The sequence below is a fragment of the Mesobacillus boroniphilus genome (genome assembly GCF_018424685.1).
GTDB classification, from domain to species: Bacteria; Bacillota; Bacilli; order Bacillales; family Cytobacillaceae; genus Mesobacillus; species Mesobacillus boroniphilus_A.
The window spans coordinates 1,769,913-1,785,292 of the sequence record NZ_QTKX01000001.1; the positions used below are offsets into that span (position 1 = coordinate 1,769,913).

Annotated in this window: 17 protein-coding genes; 2 read left to right on the top strand and 15 right to left on the bottom strand. The window is 40.3% G+C overall.

The window, feature by feature from the left end; genetic code table 11:
• The first annotated feature begins 50 nt into the window (after positions 1-50).
• Positions 51-812: a DUF4397 domain-containing protein gene (locus DYI25_RS09035; RefSeq protein WP_213368080.1), complete on the top strand. Its 762-nt coding sequence runs from the start codon at positions 51-53 to the stop codon at positions 810-812.
• Positions 813-964: 152 nt separating this feature from the next.
• On the opposite strand, the gene DYI25_RS09040 is transcribed toward DYI25_RS09035, so the two are convergent.
• The 10 genes from DYI25_RS09040 to ilvA form a co-directional block, all read right to left on the bottom strand.
• Complete coding sequence (locus DYI25_RS09040) at positions 965-1,549, bottom strand: YpmS family protein (RefSeq protein ID WP_213368082.1); 585 nt, start codon at positions 1,547-1,549, stop codon at positions 965-967.
• A gap of 35 nt (positions 1,550-1,584) precedes the next feature.
• Positions 1,585-2,388 (bottom strand): SGNH/GDSL hydrolase family protein, encoded by an 804-nt coding sequence (locus DYI25_RS09045; RefSeq protein ID WP_249745295.1) that lies wholly within the window; start codon positions 2,386-2,388, stop codon positions 1,585-1,587.
• A 198-nt stretch (positions 2,389-2,586) separates the two neighbouring features.
• Complete coding sequence (locus DYI25_RS09050; protein ID WP_213368086.1) at positions 2,587-3,171, bottom strand: SCO family protein; 585 nt, start codon at positions 3,169-3,171, stop codon at positions 2,587-2,589.
• Positions 3,172-3,270: 99 nt separating this feature from the next.
• A complete protein-coding gene (locus DYI25_RS09055; RefSeq protein ID WP_213368087.1) occupies positions 3,271-4,245 on the bottom strand; it encodes a nucleoside hydrolase in 975 nt (324 codons plus the stop codon).
• Between the two features lie 75 nt (positions 4,246-4,320).
• Positions 4,321-5,946 carry an ATP-binding protein gene (locus DYI25_RS09060; protein ID WP_213368088.1) on the bottom strand — a complete coding sequence of 542 codons (1,626 nt, stop codon included), beginning with the start codon at positions 5,944-5,946 and terminating at the stop codon, positions 4,321-4,323.
• 167 nt (positions 5,947-6,113) lie between these two features.
• Complete coding sequence (locus DYI25_RS09065) at positions 6,114-6,956, bottom strand: DegV family protein (protein ID WP_213368089.1); 843 nt, start codon at positions 6,954-6,956, stop codon at positions 6,114-6,116.
• Between the two features lie 219 nt (positions 6,957-7,175).
• Positions 7,176-7,427 carry a DUF2535 family protein gene (locus DYI25_RS09070; protein WP_213368090.1) on the bottom strand — a complete coding sequence of 84 codons (252 nt, stop codon included), beginning with the start codon at positions 7,425-7,427 and terminating at the stop codon, positions 7,176-7,178.
• Between the two features lie 582 nt (positions 7,428-8,009).
• On the bottom strand, positions 8,010-8,783 hold the full coding sequence (gene tatC, locus DYI25_RS09075; protein WP_213368091.1) for a twin-arginine translocase subunit TatC: 774 nt from the start codon (positions 8,781-8,783) through the stop codon (positions 8,010-8,012).
• Positions 8,784-8,885: 102 nt separating this feature from the next.
• A complete protein-coding gene (locus DYI25_RS09080; protein ID WP_213368092.1) occupies positions 8,886-9,089 on the bottom strand; it encodes a twin-arginine translocase TatA/TatE family subunit in 204 nt (67 codons plus the stop codon).
• Between the two features lie 172 nt (positions 9,090-9,261).
• Positions 9,262-10,530 carry a threonine ammonia-lyase IlvA gene (gene ilvA / locus DYI25_RS09085; RefSeq protein WP_213368094.1) on the bottom strand — a complete coding sequence of 423 codons (1,269 nt, stop codon included), beginning with the start codon at positions 10,528-10,530 and terminating at the stop codon, positions 9,262-9,264.
• Positions 10,531-10,692: 162 nt separating this feature from the next.
• Between ilvA and DYI25_RS09090 the strand changes: the two genes are divergently transcribed.
• On the top strand, positions 10,693-10,914 hold the full coding sequence (locus DYI25_RS09090; protein WP_213368096.1) for a hypothetical protein: 222 nt from the start codon (positions 10,693-10,695) through the stop codon (positions 10,912-10,914).
• Between the two features lie 85 nt (positions 10,915-10,999).
• Here DYI25_RS09090 and DYI25_RS09095 read toward each other — a convergent pair whose 3' ends face one another.
• The 5 genes from DYI25_RS09095 to DYI25_RS09115 form a co-directional block, all read right to left on the bottom strand.
• A complete protein-coding gene (locus DYI25_RS09095; RefSeq protein WP_213368098.1) occupies positions 11,000-11,731 on the bottom strand; it encodes a lysophospholipid acyltransferase family protein in 732 nt (243 codons plus the stop codon).
• Between the two features lie 190 nt (positions 11,732-11,921).
• On the bottom strand, positions 11,922-12,407 hold the full coding sequence (locus DYI25_RS09100) for a dihydrofolate reductase (protein ID WP_213368100.1): 486 nt from the start codon (positions 12,405-12,407) through the stop codon (positions 11,922-11,924).
• Positions 12,404-13,198, bottom strand: coding sequence for a thymidylate synthase (locus tag DYI25_RS09105; protein ID WP_213368102.1), 795 nt, complete (start codon positions 13,196-13,198; stop codon positions 12,404-12,406). The genes DYI25_RS09100 and DYI25_RS09105 overlap by 4 nt, the downstream gene beginning before the upstream one ends.
• 157 nt (positions 13,199-13,355) lie before the next feature.
• Positions 13,356-14,057: an anthrax toxin lethal factor-related metalloendopeptidase gene (locus DYI25_RS09110; RefSeq protein WP_213368104.1), complete on the bottom strand. Its 702-nt coding sequence runs from the start codon at positions 14,055-14,057 to the stop codon at positions 13,356-13,358.
• Positions 14,058-14,273: 216 nt separating this feature from the next.
• On the bottom strand, positions 14,274-15,377 hold the full coding sequence (locus DYI25_RS09115) for a toxic anion resistance protein (RefSeq protein ID WP_213368105.1): 1,104 nt from the start codon (positions 15,375-15,377) through the stop codon (positions 14,274-14,276).
• Positions 15,378-15,380: the final 3 nt, after the last annotated feature.

The window sequence follows — 15,380 nt, forward strand, 5'->3', positions numbered from 1 at the left end:
AATTTGCATATTTTACATTTGAGCATTCAATAAATTTAGGAGTGAGGGGTATGTCGATTAGGAACCAGAATGATTACCTGCATAAAGCGGCCATGTATGATTTATTGGCTAATTACTATAAATACCTTGATCCAAATATGCACGTTATGTATTACCACAAGCACCTGCGAAATTTGAATAAGGCCGTCCAGTTAATGCGCTCTTATACTGTTCCGGCTAGTCCATCCAACACATTACCATCCATGATGCGTTTTTTGCACGCTTCTCCGGCGGTGAAGGATGTCGATATTTATTTGAATGGCAGCCGAGTGCTCCGCGACTTCAGTTATAAAACCAACAGCAGCCATATGCAGCTCCCGCCAGGCAAATATCAAGTCGACATATATCCTGCAGGAGAAAGCGTTTCTACTGTGATCAGCAAAAAGATTATAGTCGAACCAGGAAGGATTTACACAGCTGCAATTACCGGGCCAGCCAATAACCTTAGGCTACTAACATTTGAAGACAAACCACAAACACCGGTAGGAGAAACTAAAGCCAGATTTATCCACCTTTCTCCGGATGCGCCGGCTGTAGATATCACAGGAAAAAATGGAGATGTCATATTTCCGAACGTGCCCTATAAACAGGCTACTACTTATCTGGCCCTGACCCCTATGACCGTTACGCTGGAAGCAAAAGTTGCCGGAACTAAGAATACGGTAGTTACCATCCCCGATGTCAAATTGGAGCCTAACAATGCGTACACAATCGTTGCGGTGGGCACTGCAAAAGGAGAACCTCCAATTGAAGTAATCTTATTGCAAGGTTAATGAGGCCGGGTGACCGGCCTCACTTTTTTCTGCAAAGAGTTCATTTCACGCTTCTAAATGACACTTACTATCAAAGTTTCATATTTTCCTGCTCTTTTCCTCACCTTGAAAAGCGCAAAATATAAAAAGAAGGCACCCTAAAGAGTACCTTCTTAATCTGCTGGAACAAGCAGGGTAAATTTAATGTTGTCCTTTGTTAAATCAAATTCATTTACACGGACCTTGATATCACTTTTCAGCTTCAGCCTCTGCATAGATACGTATACTCTTTCTTCCTTTGGCTGGATGTTTACAGCATCCGGCAAATCGTAGCTGTCCCGGACAAATTTAAGTACCGTTGATACAGGAAGTTTAAGTTTCCCTACTGAAATTGATCTCTGTTTTAAAATTAAATCACCATTTTTCAATGCCTGCGGTTCAAAGGTCAGCCTCAATTCCAATTCTTGACTGAAGAGCGGAAGCGTTCCATATAATTCTACCTCATCTGTCAGCAATACTTGATAATCGATCTGACTTTTTTTTGCTTCTTCTTCTAAGTAATGATTAATAACCCTGTTTAAATCCCGTTTGTTGGTCGATACATTAAATGCAACATCATCCTGATCAGCACCATTCGTTCCTTGCTCTAATTTTGTTTCCTCAACTGGTGAGGTGATGAGGCCCCAAACTAATAGGAGGGCTGCAGCCATGATACCTAAAAGAATAAAAAATCCGATTTTCCACTTGTTATTTCTCATTAATCTTTGTAACTCCTCTTCCCAGTCTTATGACGTTAGTCAGTCATCGAGTCAATGACCTGCTTATCAAGGATTTCATATATCCGATCAGCAATTAATTGGTACCCACGGTCATTTGGGTGAAAATAATCAGTATATAACAGATTTTCTTCATTATTAAGGAAAATATCATGAATGTCGACAAAGTAAGCATTTCCGTCCTGCCCAACTATTGAAAGGCTTTGAAAGTTCCATTCATCCACTATTTGGTTCATTTCCTTTACATCCGCAAACCAGTTGTAAAATGGATTATAGAGTCCGACTAAAACGATAGGAGCTTCTTGATTTTGGTTTCGGATTGATAAAAAGATTTTCTGCAGCTGTTCTGCAAACAACTTTTGTTCTGTTTTGAAATGATTTAGTTTCAGACTGGAAAAATTCTCTTTGACAACCTTCATTAAATCATTCCCGCCGATTGTTAATATAATCAGGTCGGCTTCCTTTATAGAAGATTGTACATTTTTGTCTTTCAGCCTTTTCAGAAGCTGGTCAGTCCTGTTTCCTCTCACACCAAAATTTTCGAAATTCGCATTCTTAATGGTCTTTTCTTTTTCAAGCTGCTCGGCAAGGTATGGGATATATCCTCCCATGTTCGTACTGTCTCCTACACCCTGGGTGAGTGAATCCCCCGCAGAAACAATATGCAAATCCTTTGGAAAGAATGAAGTCGGCAATGCTTCCTTCAATTCCATTCCCGTTTCCTTGACCTTATTGAAGTTCCCTTTCTGCAAACTTTCAAACTGGCTGCAGGATCCTAATATCATGGCCAGTGTTACATAAAGTAAGGTGAATTTCTTCAACAATATTAATCACCTACCTTTAAAAGTATAATCATTATATCATTTAATGCCTTTTCAGACGTTTCTCACGCATTATATGCCATCTTTACCCTTATCTGCCGCATCTACAACGTACTAGAAGGATGAAATGTTTATTTTAATTTATTCAAGCTGGGTAAGCTTATTTCTTGACCCAAAAAAACAGGCCACATATGCGGCCTATTGAAGTGCTTTAATATCTTCAATTATTTGTTCAAAAGGGACTTCTTTCAGCCCAGTATAATATTTCCTCATATCCCCGTTTTGATCGACAAGATAAAAATCAGTGCCATGAATAACCTGATCCCCTGTCTCCGGTTTCTTGACAAGTGTTTTGAAGTTTTCAAGTGCGAATTTTTCTATTTCTTCTTGTGTATAGCCTGTAAGGAACGACCAGTTCTTGAAATCAACATTGAATTTCTTGCCATACTCCTTAAGTGCCTCAGGATTGTCGACAGCAGGATCTACACTGAAGGAAACAATCTCGACGTCCTCAAGTCCTTCTTCCTTAATTATATCCTGAAGCTTCGCCATATTGGCCGTCATTGGCGGGCACACATCCGCACAGTTCGTAAATATAAAGCTGGCCATCCAGACTTTCCCTTTCAAATCCGCTTTACTAACAGATTCACCATTTTGATTCGTGAAAGTAAAATCCTCGATAGGATAGTTCTTCGCATCCTTTAGGCCGCTGTTTCCGCACCCCGCAGCAAATATGACTACTGCCGTAAGCATGAGGATCGTATAAACCTTTTTCAAAACCATCACCTGCAATCTTTCAAATAATGTCCATAGACAATTCTAGCAGACGCATTTGAGAGAAGAAAGAAAAAGGTATGAAAGAAGTATGAAAAATTACATCATTTATCCTGTGCCATTATCGATTTGTGAATTTTTCATCGTTGTGAAGAAATCTCTAATGAAGTTTGTATAACTAAAGTTAACAGCTACTTTATGGACTGGATAATCTGCTTTATCATTTGAATCCCTAAAATCTCCTATGCTCTGCCCAAATGCCTCTCCCCTGTTAACGACAATTTTAACAGGAATATCGTGGAAAACTACTCGTTCTTCATTCAATAACGCCCATAGGGTCAGAACATCGTGGAGAGGAGCCCCAGTCAAATCAGGATTCCTCCCCTTATAAAACTTGTAGTAATAGTCAAACATTGGCTTCACTAGTTTTCCTACTTCACTACCTATAGATTGGTAATGTTCATCAAGCTCATTGATTAAGGCAGGCGTCACAATCGATCCACTTGTCACATTAAGCGGAATGATTTTCACAGGAGGTTTTGCCTGTGCCATAACGATATTTGCTGCATACGGATCACCATAAAAATTCGCTTCAGCCACTGGCGTGACATTCCCAGGTTCATTGAATGCACCACCCATAATGTAAAAATCTTTTACTTTTTTCATAGTTTCAGGATAGAGAATGAAAGCAGCTGCAAGCGATGATAGCCTGCCTACATTGACTATAATGATTTCATCCGGGTTTTTTTCGATGATTTCCTGGATGCCATGGAAGTTTTCAAGAGTGTAATCCACTTCAATATCAGGAATGATTGGCCCCAGCCCCTCAATGCCGTGGACGTCCGGTACATATTCAGGCCTTTCTCCTGTCAATGGCAGTTCTGCACCTGCAAAAGCTGGAATATCAGGCCTCCCTGTAAGCTTCTGCAAATAAGCTGCATTTCGCAGCGCATCTTGTTTTGATACATTGCCGTAATCGGCGACTACACCAACCAAATCTATTTCTTTATTAAAAAACGCATATAATACAGCGATATTATCATCTATTCCGAAATCACTAAAGAAAAGCACTTTTTTCACCAAGGTCCGGTCACCTCCTTTTCAAATTATATTTTGACATTTTGAAAATAATGGCAAAAATTTAAAAAGCCCTGAATTTTACTCAGGGCTTTCCATTAATAATGGGACCATTATCTCAAAAGTGGTACCTTCTCCTTTTTTACTTGATACCTTTATTTGTCCTTTCATTCTTTCAACTATCTGGTAACATACCATCAGCCCCATGCCTGTCCCTCGCTCCTTCAATGAATAAAAAGCCGTACCAAGCCTTGATAGTTCCTCTGCAGTCATGCCAATGCCTGTATCTTCTATGATAAATACACCGAAATCTCCTTGCTTTTTCAGTGTCATGCTAAGCTTTCCGCCATCACCCATCGCCTCAATACCATTTTTTAAGATATTGATCAGCACTTGTTTTAATTCACTTTTATTGCCCCTGATATTAACCTGGTCCCTTATTTCAATATGCAAGGAAATGTTTTTTGACATCATGGCGTATGAACTCATCAAATCCATGACCTGCTCCGTCATCTCGCTCCCATTAATGATTTCAAGCTTTCCAACATCAGGTCTTGCCAGGCTCAAATAGTCATTTATTATTGTCTCTGCTCTGTTTAGTTCTTCAATCATCAGTTTTAAATACATATGATCTTCTTCACTCATCTCTTTAGAAAGGAAAATCTGTAGAAAACCTTTCACAACAGTCATAGGATTTCTGATTTCATGGGCAACAGAGGCAGCCAACTGGCCTATCGCGTTCATTTTCTCAGCACGCTGAAGCTCCTGCTGAAGTTTTGTACGTTCGAATATATCCTCCATTGTGTTAATCGCTTCCTCTAACAATAGGGATTCCTTATCCTCCAGCGATGTTTGGCCCAATTGCTTTGATGCGGCTGAAACCCTCTCGAATAGTTGGGAGAGCTGGGAAGCCATCTCATTAAACTTTTTACTTAATAAACTTAACTCTGATTGATCATGAACAGGCAGCGTGACAGTAAAATTGCCAGAACTGATTTCCTTTATGCCAAAAAACAAGTCATCTACTGGTTTCATGACCTTCTTAAGGCCCCAATTCAGGATTACATAAACAGCAGCTAAGATGGCGGCCATCTGCAATAATAACAGCAAGAGAATTTCCATTTGATTATCCTTGATGACGGATGCCTTTGCATCTATTCCAAGAATGGCTACTACATTTCCATTATGATCAGTAATCGGGGCAAAGGATGAAATCCAAGACCCATATTGATCAGTGAAAATATCCGTACTCGTTATCGCCCTCTTTTCTCGGGTATTTCGATATGCACTTATAAATTCTTCCCCTGCATCATAGAACATTAGAGAATCGAATGAGTAATCCCTATAAATATCAGATGCAGACAGTATGTAAACTTTTTGATTTGGATATTCTTCAGGCAGAATAATATAAGCCCCCAGGAATGAAGCACTTTTATCGCCTACCATGGTCAGGAGTTTTTCTAGCCGCCTGATCGATGGGTTGGACTCATCCCTAAACTCATTTGCCTTTCTAATATCTTCAGGGTCCAGTGTAGATGACCAAATTCCTGCGACTCCTTCAACCTTGTCAGCCATTTGACTTTTCAGTTGTTTGGACTGCAGGTAGAAGCTTGTTCCCATTATGGACACCACAACGACAGTTGTGATCATAAATGAAAACATCAATATCTTTTTAAATAACGGCAGGTTCTTAACATTAAGCTTCATATTTTCATTGTCACATTCCGTTCTATCATAAAGTGAATATTTGAAAATATTCGACACAACCCAATAATTATCCTGTATATTTAAAAAACTTTGATTAGTTAAAGAGGCATAAAAAGGTCCTGAAGCTGTAAACTTCAGGACTTGAACGATAGATCCTTTGATATCTTTTATTCAAAATAATACATGAATCCTATGGCGCCTGGGCCGGTATGAGTACTTACAATTGGCGTTGTTTCTTCGATGAAAAAGTCATCATATCCTGAAGTTTCAAAAATGGTTTTCTTTATTTTCTCGGCGAGGTCTTCTCCTTCTGCATGAACAAGCCCTACTCCTTTAATGGTTTTACCCTCTGTATCTGCGGCAAATTGATTTCTAAGGTACTTTACAACTTGCGAATGACTTCTTGCTTTAGAGACAGGTGTATATTCTCCACCTTCGAGTGAGGCGATCGGTTTAATGTTCAATAAAGAGCCGATCATTGCCTTTCCTTTGCCAATCCGGCCTCCCTTAACTAAATTCTCAAGGGTATCAACAACGACAAAAAGCCTGGTCTTTTCTCTTATCTCATCTAACCTTGTTACGATTTCTTCAGCTGATTTACCGTCAGCGGCCATCTGGGCAGCCTCAAGAACTTGAAAGGCCAATGCTTTTGAAATAAAGCGGGAATCAACCACATTTATCTTTGCACTTGTCATCTGGGCGGCACTTTCTGCAGAACGTACTGTACCGCTCATACCGCCTGTCATATGTATTGAGATGATTTCAAAACCATCCGCGGCCAGCTCGTCATACACCTTCAAAAATTCCCCGGCAGGGGGCTGCGAGCTCTTTGGCAATTCATGAGAAGCTTTCATCTTTTCCATGAATTCTTTTGGGCTGATATCCACTCTATCTAAATAATTTTCACCATTAATAGAAATTGATAATGGGACAACGATAATCCCCCACTTTTTGATGAGCTCATCATTCAAATCACAAGTAGAATCAGTTACAATCTTGATTTTAGTCATAAATTCACATCCCTATCAAAAACACTCCACTATGACTATTATACCTATTCTCATATGCAAATTAAAATTATTTACATACATTCTTGTAGTACAACTTAGAATGCTAGCAACACACTTTCAGTAAATATAGTAGATTCGGACCCACTCTTTATGATTAGGCAATAACGAAGCTATAAAAGAACAAAAGCGCCCTTTGTCAGGCGCTTCAAAAATGAATCATCAGGCGTTATTTTTCAATTCAGCCGATTTGAATAACTGCTCATAATCCGGCCACTTCATAACTCTTTTTAAATACTCTTTAAAAGAATAAAACTTTTTTGCGTTTCTTTCCTGGTAGATTGCTGTTATAAAAGTTTGCAAACGGACTTGGATAATAAAATAATAGGTGCTCTCTTCTTCCAACACAGGAATGTCCACGACTTTAACCTTCTGTCCAACAACATTTTTGAACTCTAGGCTTTTGAATAACAAAATATCAATCCTCTTTTATACCCGTTTGATTATATTATACCCTAAACCCTGGTCGAAATGTGTCTGTTTACGCGGATAATAATATTTTTTTTAGTCTCTTTTCGTAAACTTTGTTTCGATTAAAGTAAAAGCCAGCACCTCGTTTTTTTACAAGTTGGCGGTGTTAAATTAGGCTGTTGATTTCCGTTCCAGGCGCTTTGCTTTCCGCGGGAAGAATTATGAAAAAGCCTAACTGCCGGCTTTTTCGAAGAGCAAATTCTTCCTTGGGGCTGGCGGTGGGCCTCCTCGGAGCAAGCTCCTGCGGTGTCTCACCTGTCCAGCTGATCCCGCAGGACTTTGATTAAACTTCCTTAAACCTGCCCACGCACGAGGGAAATGCGTTAGCATTTTCGGAGGAGTCTGCGCGCCTTCCACTTCAATCAACAGGATTTAAAAACAACAATAAGCTTTAACACAGAATTGTTAATATTCGCTAGAGGGTCTTAAGCAAGGATTCTGTTCTGAGTACAAAAAAACGTGTGGAAAATCCACACGTTTGATTGACTGGTTTTACTGCTTGTGATTATTGGTCCATATCCGTTTTCACAAGGATGATTCCTCATCGTTTTCCTCTTCCATATCACCGTATTGCTCTTGCCACTCTTTTTCCTTCTTGAGCTTCCGTCTGTAAACAAATTTGGATAAGTTCACGCTGATTTCATACAAAACCAGCAGCGGAATCGTAACAAGGATATCTGACATGAAATCAGGCGGTGAAATGATGACTGAAATCACAATAAGTATAAAGTAAGCATACTTTCTGACCTTTACTAGAACGTAAGGATTAATAACTCCAAGAGATGTCAAGAACATGACGACAACCGGCAATTCGAACAAAACTCCAAATGGTAATGTCATGTTCATGATGAACTTGAAATACTTTTCCGCCGTGAAGTTCGTTACAAGCATATCCCCGCTAAGTTCCACCAGGAAATTAAGAACTGTCGGGAAAATCACAAAGTAGCCAAAAGCAAGGCCAACGATGAATAGGATGAATAACGCCGGGATATATGAAAGCGATATTTTCCTCTCAATCGGTCTGAGCGCTGGTTTGACAAAAAGCCAAATCTGGGTGGCCAAAACCGGAATCGTACCTGCAATAGCGATGATGGTGGCAAGCATGAAGTAAATCCATACGATATCACTTGGACCTAAGACTATTAACTTAACGTCCAAGTCCCGGACAAAAAAGTTATATATTTCTTTAACATAGAAAAAGCCTATACCAAAGAAAATAATGAATGCTACAGCCGAAATGATCAGCCTGTTCCGCAGCTCATCGAGATGATCCACCAGATTTAATTCTTGATCTTCCATATAACAATCCCCTGCCAATTCCGTTTGGTGCACTTCTTGAATAAAGCCTGTCATTTACAAGCCTTTTAAGGAAAAAGGTGTAAGACAAAAGCATCTTACACCTTATTTAGTAACTTTTGTAATTTCCTTCTTTTCTTCTTCAAATTCATCCATGACATCGCTTGTCAATTCACGAGTTGACTTCTTGAATTCTCGAAGCGTCTGGCCAAAAGCACGGCCGATCTCAGGAAGCTTTTTAGGTCCAAAGATAATTAAGGCTAAAACAAGGATTAAGATTAATCCAGGAACTCCGATGTTTGATAACATATCAACATCTCCTTTTTCATATTGTAAATCTACTATGATTATAGTACTTTTACTCCCCAAAGTGGAAGAATGCTGTGAAAGTTCATAAGAAATTCACAAAGGGCTCCGTAATCTAACTATGTGTGACATTTCTTATTTTATAACATCTATCCTTAATTATCTATTATTAATATTATACCAGTAAATTAAACAACTGATTATCCTTATTCAATTCCATGAAGGCAAAACCCTTATTCTCCATGCTGGAAATCAGCCTTTTGTATTCATGCTTATTCTTCAATTCGATTCCTACAAGTGCAGGCCCGCTTTCTTTATTATTTTTCTTTGTGTACTCAAACCTGGTGATGTCATCCCCAGGTCCCAGGACATCATCGAGGAATTCACGCAAAGCACCTGCACGCTGCGGGAAATTGACAATAAAGTAATGCAGCAGTCCTTCATGGAGCAGCGACCTTTCCTTAATCTCCTGCATCCTGCTGATATCATTATTGCCGCCGCTTATGACACATACAACAGACTTTCCCTTTATCTCATCTCTGAGAAGATCGAGGGATGCAATTGGCAAAGCTCCTGCCGGCTCAGTCACAATCGCATGCTCATTATATAGCTCCAGAATGGATGAACACACTTTCCCTTCAGGAACTGCAACAAGTCTATCGACATTTTCCTTGCAAATTTCATATGTCTTACTGCCAACACATTTTACAGCGGCACCATCTACGAATGTATCGATTTCTTTTAAGGGGATAACACTATTTTGTTCAAAAGCAGCATTCATGGATGCTGCACCGCTAGGCTCAACGCCAACTAGCCTGGTCGTCGGTGATACGCTTTTTATATATGTACTCAATCCTGCCATCAAGCCTCCGCCACCAATACTAGCGATGATATAGTCAACAGAATTCTGACAATCATTTAAGATCTCCACTGCTACGGTTCCCTGTCCCGCCATTACTTTTTCATCATCGAAAGGGTGGATGAATTCCCTTCCTTCTTTTTCAGCACATTTACGCGCCTCCCGGTAAGAATCGTCGAATGTATCCCCTACCAGGACAATCTCAACGAACTCACGCCCGAACATTTCGACCTGGCTGATTTTTTGCCCAGGAGTTGTCGCAGGCATAAAAATTTTCCCATTCACTCCGAGCTGTCGGCAAGCGTATGCTACACCTTGAGCATGATTCCCTGCACTTGCACATACCACACCATTATCAAGCCCTTCTTCCCACAATAACTTCATTGAATAATAAGCGCCCCTTAGCTTGAAAGAGCGGACATGCTGCAAATCCTCGCGCTTCAAATAAATATCAGCTTCATATTTTTCAGACAATCGTTGATTCAATTGCAATGGAGTGTGGGCAACAACCTCTTTCAGATGCCGATAGGCAATCAAGATGTCCTCTACACTCACCCATTTTTTCTTCATTGTTTCTTGTTCCATTCTGTCACCCTCACTTTGCAAAATATTAATTTGTCCATTATAACATGAAAAATATGCATGTCGATTGAATTTTTTAAATATTTAAAATTATAGGCTTTCATGTTGAATAAAATGGTAGTAAAATAACATATAATAACGAAAATACGCTGGAGGGAATGAGAAATGGAATTTTTTTTAAACAGTTATGACGGGGCTTTACCGGTAGAAGTTACACTTGATGAGGATAATGGCCGCTACATGATTCGGAAAAGTGATACAAGCGGGGAGTACTTCAATAGTCCGCTGGAAATGGTAAAGTGGATTCGCGACAACTTCAAACCAGATGATTTTTGCATACCTGCAGAATTCACCCAAATGATGAAAAGCCTTGCACAATTTGAATAACAACTCCATAAATTCATCCAGCCATTTTTCTGAAAATGAACAGCCCCTGCGACATGCAGGGGCTGTTGACATTTTAAGGAGTCATTTATGAGGCAATCCTTTTTACTTTCCGGGATTGAATGATTATATCTCTTATTTCTTCAGCAAGGGAAATTAAGTCTTTATCCTTATATTGGCGGCTGTATACCGGAGGACTTATAATGACTTTTATTTTTGCAGGTTTGACAAGACGGCCGTTTTTCTCGAATACATCAGCCGTACCCTGGATTGAAATTGGCACGATCGGAACCCCAGAATCTTTGGCAAGTCGGAAGCCTCCTGCTTTAAAAAGACCTACAGGACCACCCTTGCTTCTCGTTCCTTCCGGAAAAATCACGAGTGAATTCCCCTTATTTAAAAGTTCCACCCCTGAAATAATTGAGCCAGCTGCTTTTTCACGATTCTTCCGGTCAATAAAAACACAACCAATAGCTTCCATCCAGGACGATAAAACCGGAACCTTCTTCACTTCAATTTTCGAAATGAAGCCAAAAGGTTTTTCAATGACCCCAATTAGTACTGGTATGTCAAAATTACCTTCATGGTTACTGGCAAACAACACCGGACCTTCAGGTATATTATGAAGTCCCACTATCTCCACCTGTGACCCTGTCATTCCCATGAATGTTTTTGCCCATTTTTTTGGCGTCTCATGAATCAGTTTCTTTTTAATATCTGGTTTCAAATCTTCCGGCAATCTTTTTAATCTAGAAAGTCTGGGTATGGTGTAAACAAGAAAGCCACCCATATACAAAAAACACGCAATTAATCGAAGCATTGTTTCCTCCTAAGGTTATTCTGTTGTCATTATACTGGATTTAATGTTACCAGACTATATGTATCGGAAAATTATGCAGAAAAAGAGCAGTCCTAAATGACTGCTCAGAGTTAAACAGGAGGTGTGGAATAATGACATTCCACACCTCCTGTTTTCAATAATTTAAAGAGTCCTTAAAGCGACTGCATTCCTACTTCCGCTTATAAATTAAAAACTCATAGTCATAGGGGTTTTTTTCATCCTTCAGTCCGATTTCCCTTGATTCAAGCTCCCACTTTTCTATGTCAAAAACCGGAAAAAAGGTATCTCCTTCAAACTGATGATGGATCATTGTTAAATAGAGCTTGTCCGCCTCTGGCAATACTTCCTTAAAAATCTCCGCACCGCCGATGACGAAAACCTCTTCTTCTTTTTCCTTTGCATAACCCATGAAATCTTCAATGGAATTCATGACTACACAACCATCCTGCTGGTAGCTTTCATCACGTGTTACGATGATATTTTCTCTTCCAGGGAGAGGCTTGCCGATCGACTCGAACGTTTTTCTCCCCATCATGATTGGATGTCCCATCGTTACTCGCTTGAAGAACTTTAAATCTTCTGGGAGCCTCCACGGGAGCTGGTTATGATATCCGATGACTCGATTTTCATCCATTGCCCAAATTAACGATATCATACACTGACAACCCCTTTGATATGTGGATGCGCTTCATAATTGACCAACTCGAAATCTTCATATTTAAAGTCAAATATTGACTTGACTTCAGGGTTGATTTTCATTTGCGGCAATGGCTTAGGATCCCGGGTAAGCTGCAGTTTAACCTGCTCCACGTGGTTCGAGTAAATATGGGTATCCCCGAAAGTATGGACGAACTCGCCCGGCTCAAGATCGCATACATGAGCGACCATCAATGTCAGCAAAGCATAGGAAGCGATGTTGAATGGCACGCCCAGGAATACATCTGCCGATCTCTGATATAGCTGACAGGAAAGCTTGCCATCGGCTACGTAAAACTGAAACATACAATGACATGGAGGCAGAGCCATTTTATCGATTTCAGCCACATTCCATGCATTGACAATCATCCTTCTCGAATCAGGATTGGTTTTAATGGTATGGATCAATTCGGAAATCTGGTCCACCGTTTCTCCATCTGCACCTGTCCACGACCGCCACTGGCTGCCATAGACCGGGCCGAGTTCGCCTTTTTCATCTGCCCATTCATTCCAGATGCGTACCCCATTTTCCTGCAGGTACTTCACATTTGTATCGCCATTCAGGAACCAAAGGAGTTCATGAATGATTGATCTCAAGTGGAGTTTTTTTGTTGTTAGCAGCGGAAATCCATCCTGGAGGTTAAAGCGCATTTGATAACCGAAAGTACTGATAGTACCGGTACCTGTACGATCTTCTTTTTTCACACCAGTATTCAAGACATGTTCGCAAAGCTCTAGATATTGTTTCATGAATCTCCCTGCCCTTCAAAACGTTCGATTTCTTTTTCTTATTTTAGCAAATAAATCACCAATGGTGGAAGAATATATCCTTATTTCGAATTCTCTTATTACTTTGCTATTTGATTCCATATTCCCTGCCGAAATGCACTAGAATAGCAAAAAAGGCCTACTTGAGGCCTTCGATATATTGATAGGTTTGCGGTGCAGCTTCCCTAAGCAGTTTTGCCGGCAATCCGCCAATATAGAACATCGCAAAGCTTTCGGCAAAGTATTCCTCAGGGTAATCTAGGAAATAGGCACGGCCTGGGAAGAGCAGCCGGCTTTCAAGCTTCCAGATTTCCAGGAACCTTTCCTCCTGCCTGATTCCGTCATAAACATGGCGGTCAAGTGAGTGTGCAAATTCATGCAGTTCGAGATTGACAGAACCGTGTCCCTTTCCTTTTTCACTGCTGCCAATTTTCACAAGAACGGTCCTAGATCCTCCAATCCCGGGTACCTGATCCCATGTCTTTTTAGATGTATAGCCTCGCGGAACGATCCCCTTCAAGTGGCTCGCCGTTGGATTATCCGTCAATCTGCCTTCAAATAACTTCACTTTAATATTGCTGTCTACCGCTTTTAGTATCATGTTTTCAGGAAGAATCGTAAGCCTGTTAATAATCTTCGCCGCTTCTGCCTGGTCAAAGTCCTTTTCTGGCAAAACAATCAACTTACCAGCAAGACGTACGTCTTCAGGCTGCAGAGATTCATATAGTAAGGATTGTTTAGGATATTCATATAGAAAAATGCCATCCATATTGGCATTCGAGCTGCCGAGCAGCGTGAAGGAAAGTACGATAACCAAGAATATTTGAAAAAGCCTTCGCATTTATTTTCCCCTTCCCTGGTGTTTATTTCTCGAGGTGTAAAAATGGTGGATTTTCTGAGGGAATTACCCATTAGTAATCTACTAAAATTATAACATATGACCGCTTGCCTGCTGGCTGAGAATTTCAGGAAGGTACTAACGCATTTCATTATAATTTCGCAATCAAAAAAACCCATCCAAACCAGATTTGGATGAGTCATTCAAGTTATTAAGCAGTTATTGCTGCTTACTATTCTTAAAGTTTTCCTGAAGCTCATTTAAGCGTTGCTTCCCTTCTTCACGGAGGCGCTTATTTTCTTCCTCAATGACCTTTGTTTCCTGCATCCCCTTCAGGATAATATTAAAGCATTCTTCAATCGTCTCAACCTTGATGCCTGGTGTACCTGATAGGCGGGCAATATCAACATTTTGACTGGCAATATTCCGGGCATTCCTGATCATTACCTCATTCGTCCGCCGGTCAAGCTCTTTCATTGAATCAGCCACCAACTTTTGCCTCTTTGCTGCAACGGCCTGTATCAAACCATTCTTGAAAATGGGAATGGTCGTTACAAATGCCGAGTTGATTTTTGCAATGAGCTTCGCATTACCTCGCTGAAGCAGCTTTACTTGAGGCGCAGTCTGCATAGCGACCATTTTTGCAATTCCAAGGTCATAGATTCTTTGTTCAAGGAGCTCAATCACATTACATAGTGAATCAAGTTCCATTGACCTCATTTGATCACCATTCAAAGCATTTTGTTCAAGTTGCGGAAGCTTGTTTGTTTTCAATTCATTCAGCTTCAGTTCTGCAGCCACCACATATTTCTCAAGTGTTAAGTAATATTGATGGATCTGTTCATACATGCGTTCAAGCATAGTCGTTGTTTCTGCCATCTCATGCTGGTATTTTGAGATTTCCACATATACCTGTTCTATTTCCATTCCCATCGACTGGTATTTGCTATACAGCCTATCCATTGTCTTTTCTCTTCTCTTGAATAGCTTGCTGATCAGTCCTCCGGAAGTTTTTTCAAAATCCTTTTTGTCAAAATGATCCATTATCTTGCCTAGATGGTTGAGCAGTTGTCCTGAGTCCTCTACATTGTTCGTCCGCATAACACCAAGGATTTGATCAGATAACCGGGAAACTTCAACAGCTGGCTCCTTCCCGTATTCGAGAATGTTGATGATATCATGTTCATCAATGCTCCGTGCCAGCTTCTGTACCTCAGGCTCATTCCTCAATGCCAACTTTATATCGGAAACCGTCGCTTCACTCAACTGCACCTTCGACTTGTCAATTGAAGGGCTGACATTTTGATCATGAGCAGGATTCATGAG

What these genes read in the sequence shown, in the direction of transcription:
- DYI25_RS09035 (WP_213368080.1), top strand. Translation starts at nt 51, where the DNA reads ATGTCGATTAGGAACCAGAATGATTACCTGCATAAAGCGGCCATGTAT.
- DYI25_RS09040 (WP_213368082.1), bottom strand. Translation starts at nt 1,549, where the DNA reads ATGAGAAATAACAAGTGGAAAATCGGATTTTTTATTCTTTTAGGTATC.
- DYI25_RS09050 (WP_213368086.1), bottom strand. Translation starts at nt 3,171, where the DNA reads ATGGTTTTGAAAAAGGTTTATACGATCCTCATGCTTACGGCAGTAGTC.
- DYI25_RS09060 (WP_213368088.1), bottom strand. Translation starts at nt 5,946, where the DNA reads ATGAAGCTTAATGTTAAGAACCTGCCGTTATTTAAAAAGATATTGATG.
- DYI25_RS09065 (WP_213368089.1), bottom strand. Translation starts at nt 6,956, where the DNA reads ATGACTAAAATCAAGATTGTAACTGATTCTACTTGTGATTTGAATGAT.
- tatC (WP_213368091.1), bottom strand. Translation starts at nt 8,783, where the DNA reads ATGGAAGATCAAGAATTAAATCTGGTGGATCATCTCGATGAGCTGCGG.
- DYI25_RS09080 (WP_213368092.1), bottom strand. Translation starts at nt 9,089, where the DNA reads ATGTTATCAAACATCGGAGTTCCTGGATTAATCTTAATCCTTGTTTTA.
- ilvA (WP_213368094.1), bottom strand. Translation starts at nt 10,530, where the DNA reads ATGGAACAAGAAACAATGAAGAAAAAATGGGTGAGTGTAGAGGACATC.
- DYI25_RS09090 (WP_213368096.1), top strand. Translation starts at nt 10,693, where the DNA reads ATGGAATTTTTTTTAAACAGTTATGACGGGGCTTTACCGGTAGAAGTT.
- DYI25_RS09095 (WP_213368098.1), bottom strand. Translation starts at nt 11,731, where the DNA reads ATGCTTCGATTAATTGCGTGTTTTTTGTATATGGGTGGCTTTCTTGTT.
- DYI25_RS09100 (WP_213368100.1), bottom strand. Translation starts at nt 12,407, where the DNA reads ATGATATCGTTAATTTGGGCAATGGATGAAAATCGAGTCATCGGATAT.
- DYI25_RS09105 (WP_213368102.1), bottom strand. Translation starts at nt 13,198, where the DNA reads ATGAAACAATATCTAGAGCTTTGCGAACATGTCTTGAATACTGGTGTG.
- DYI25_RS09110 (WP_213368104.1), bottom strand. Translation starts at nt 14,057, where the DNA reads ATGCGAAGGCTTTTTCAAATATTCTTGGTTATCGTACTTTCCTTCACG.
- DYI25_RS09115 (WP_213368105.1), bottom strand. Translation starts at nt 15,377, where the DNA reads ATGAATCCTGCTCATGATCAAAATGTCAGCCCTTCAATTGACAAGTCG.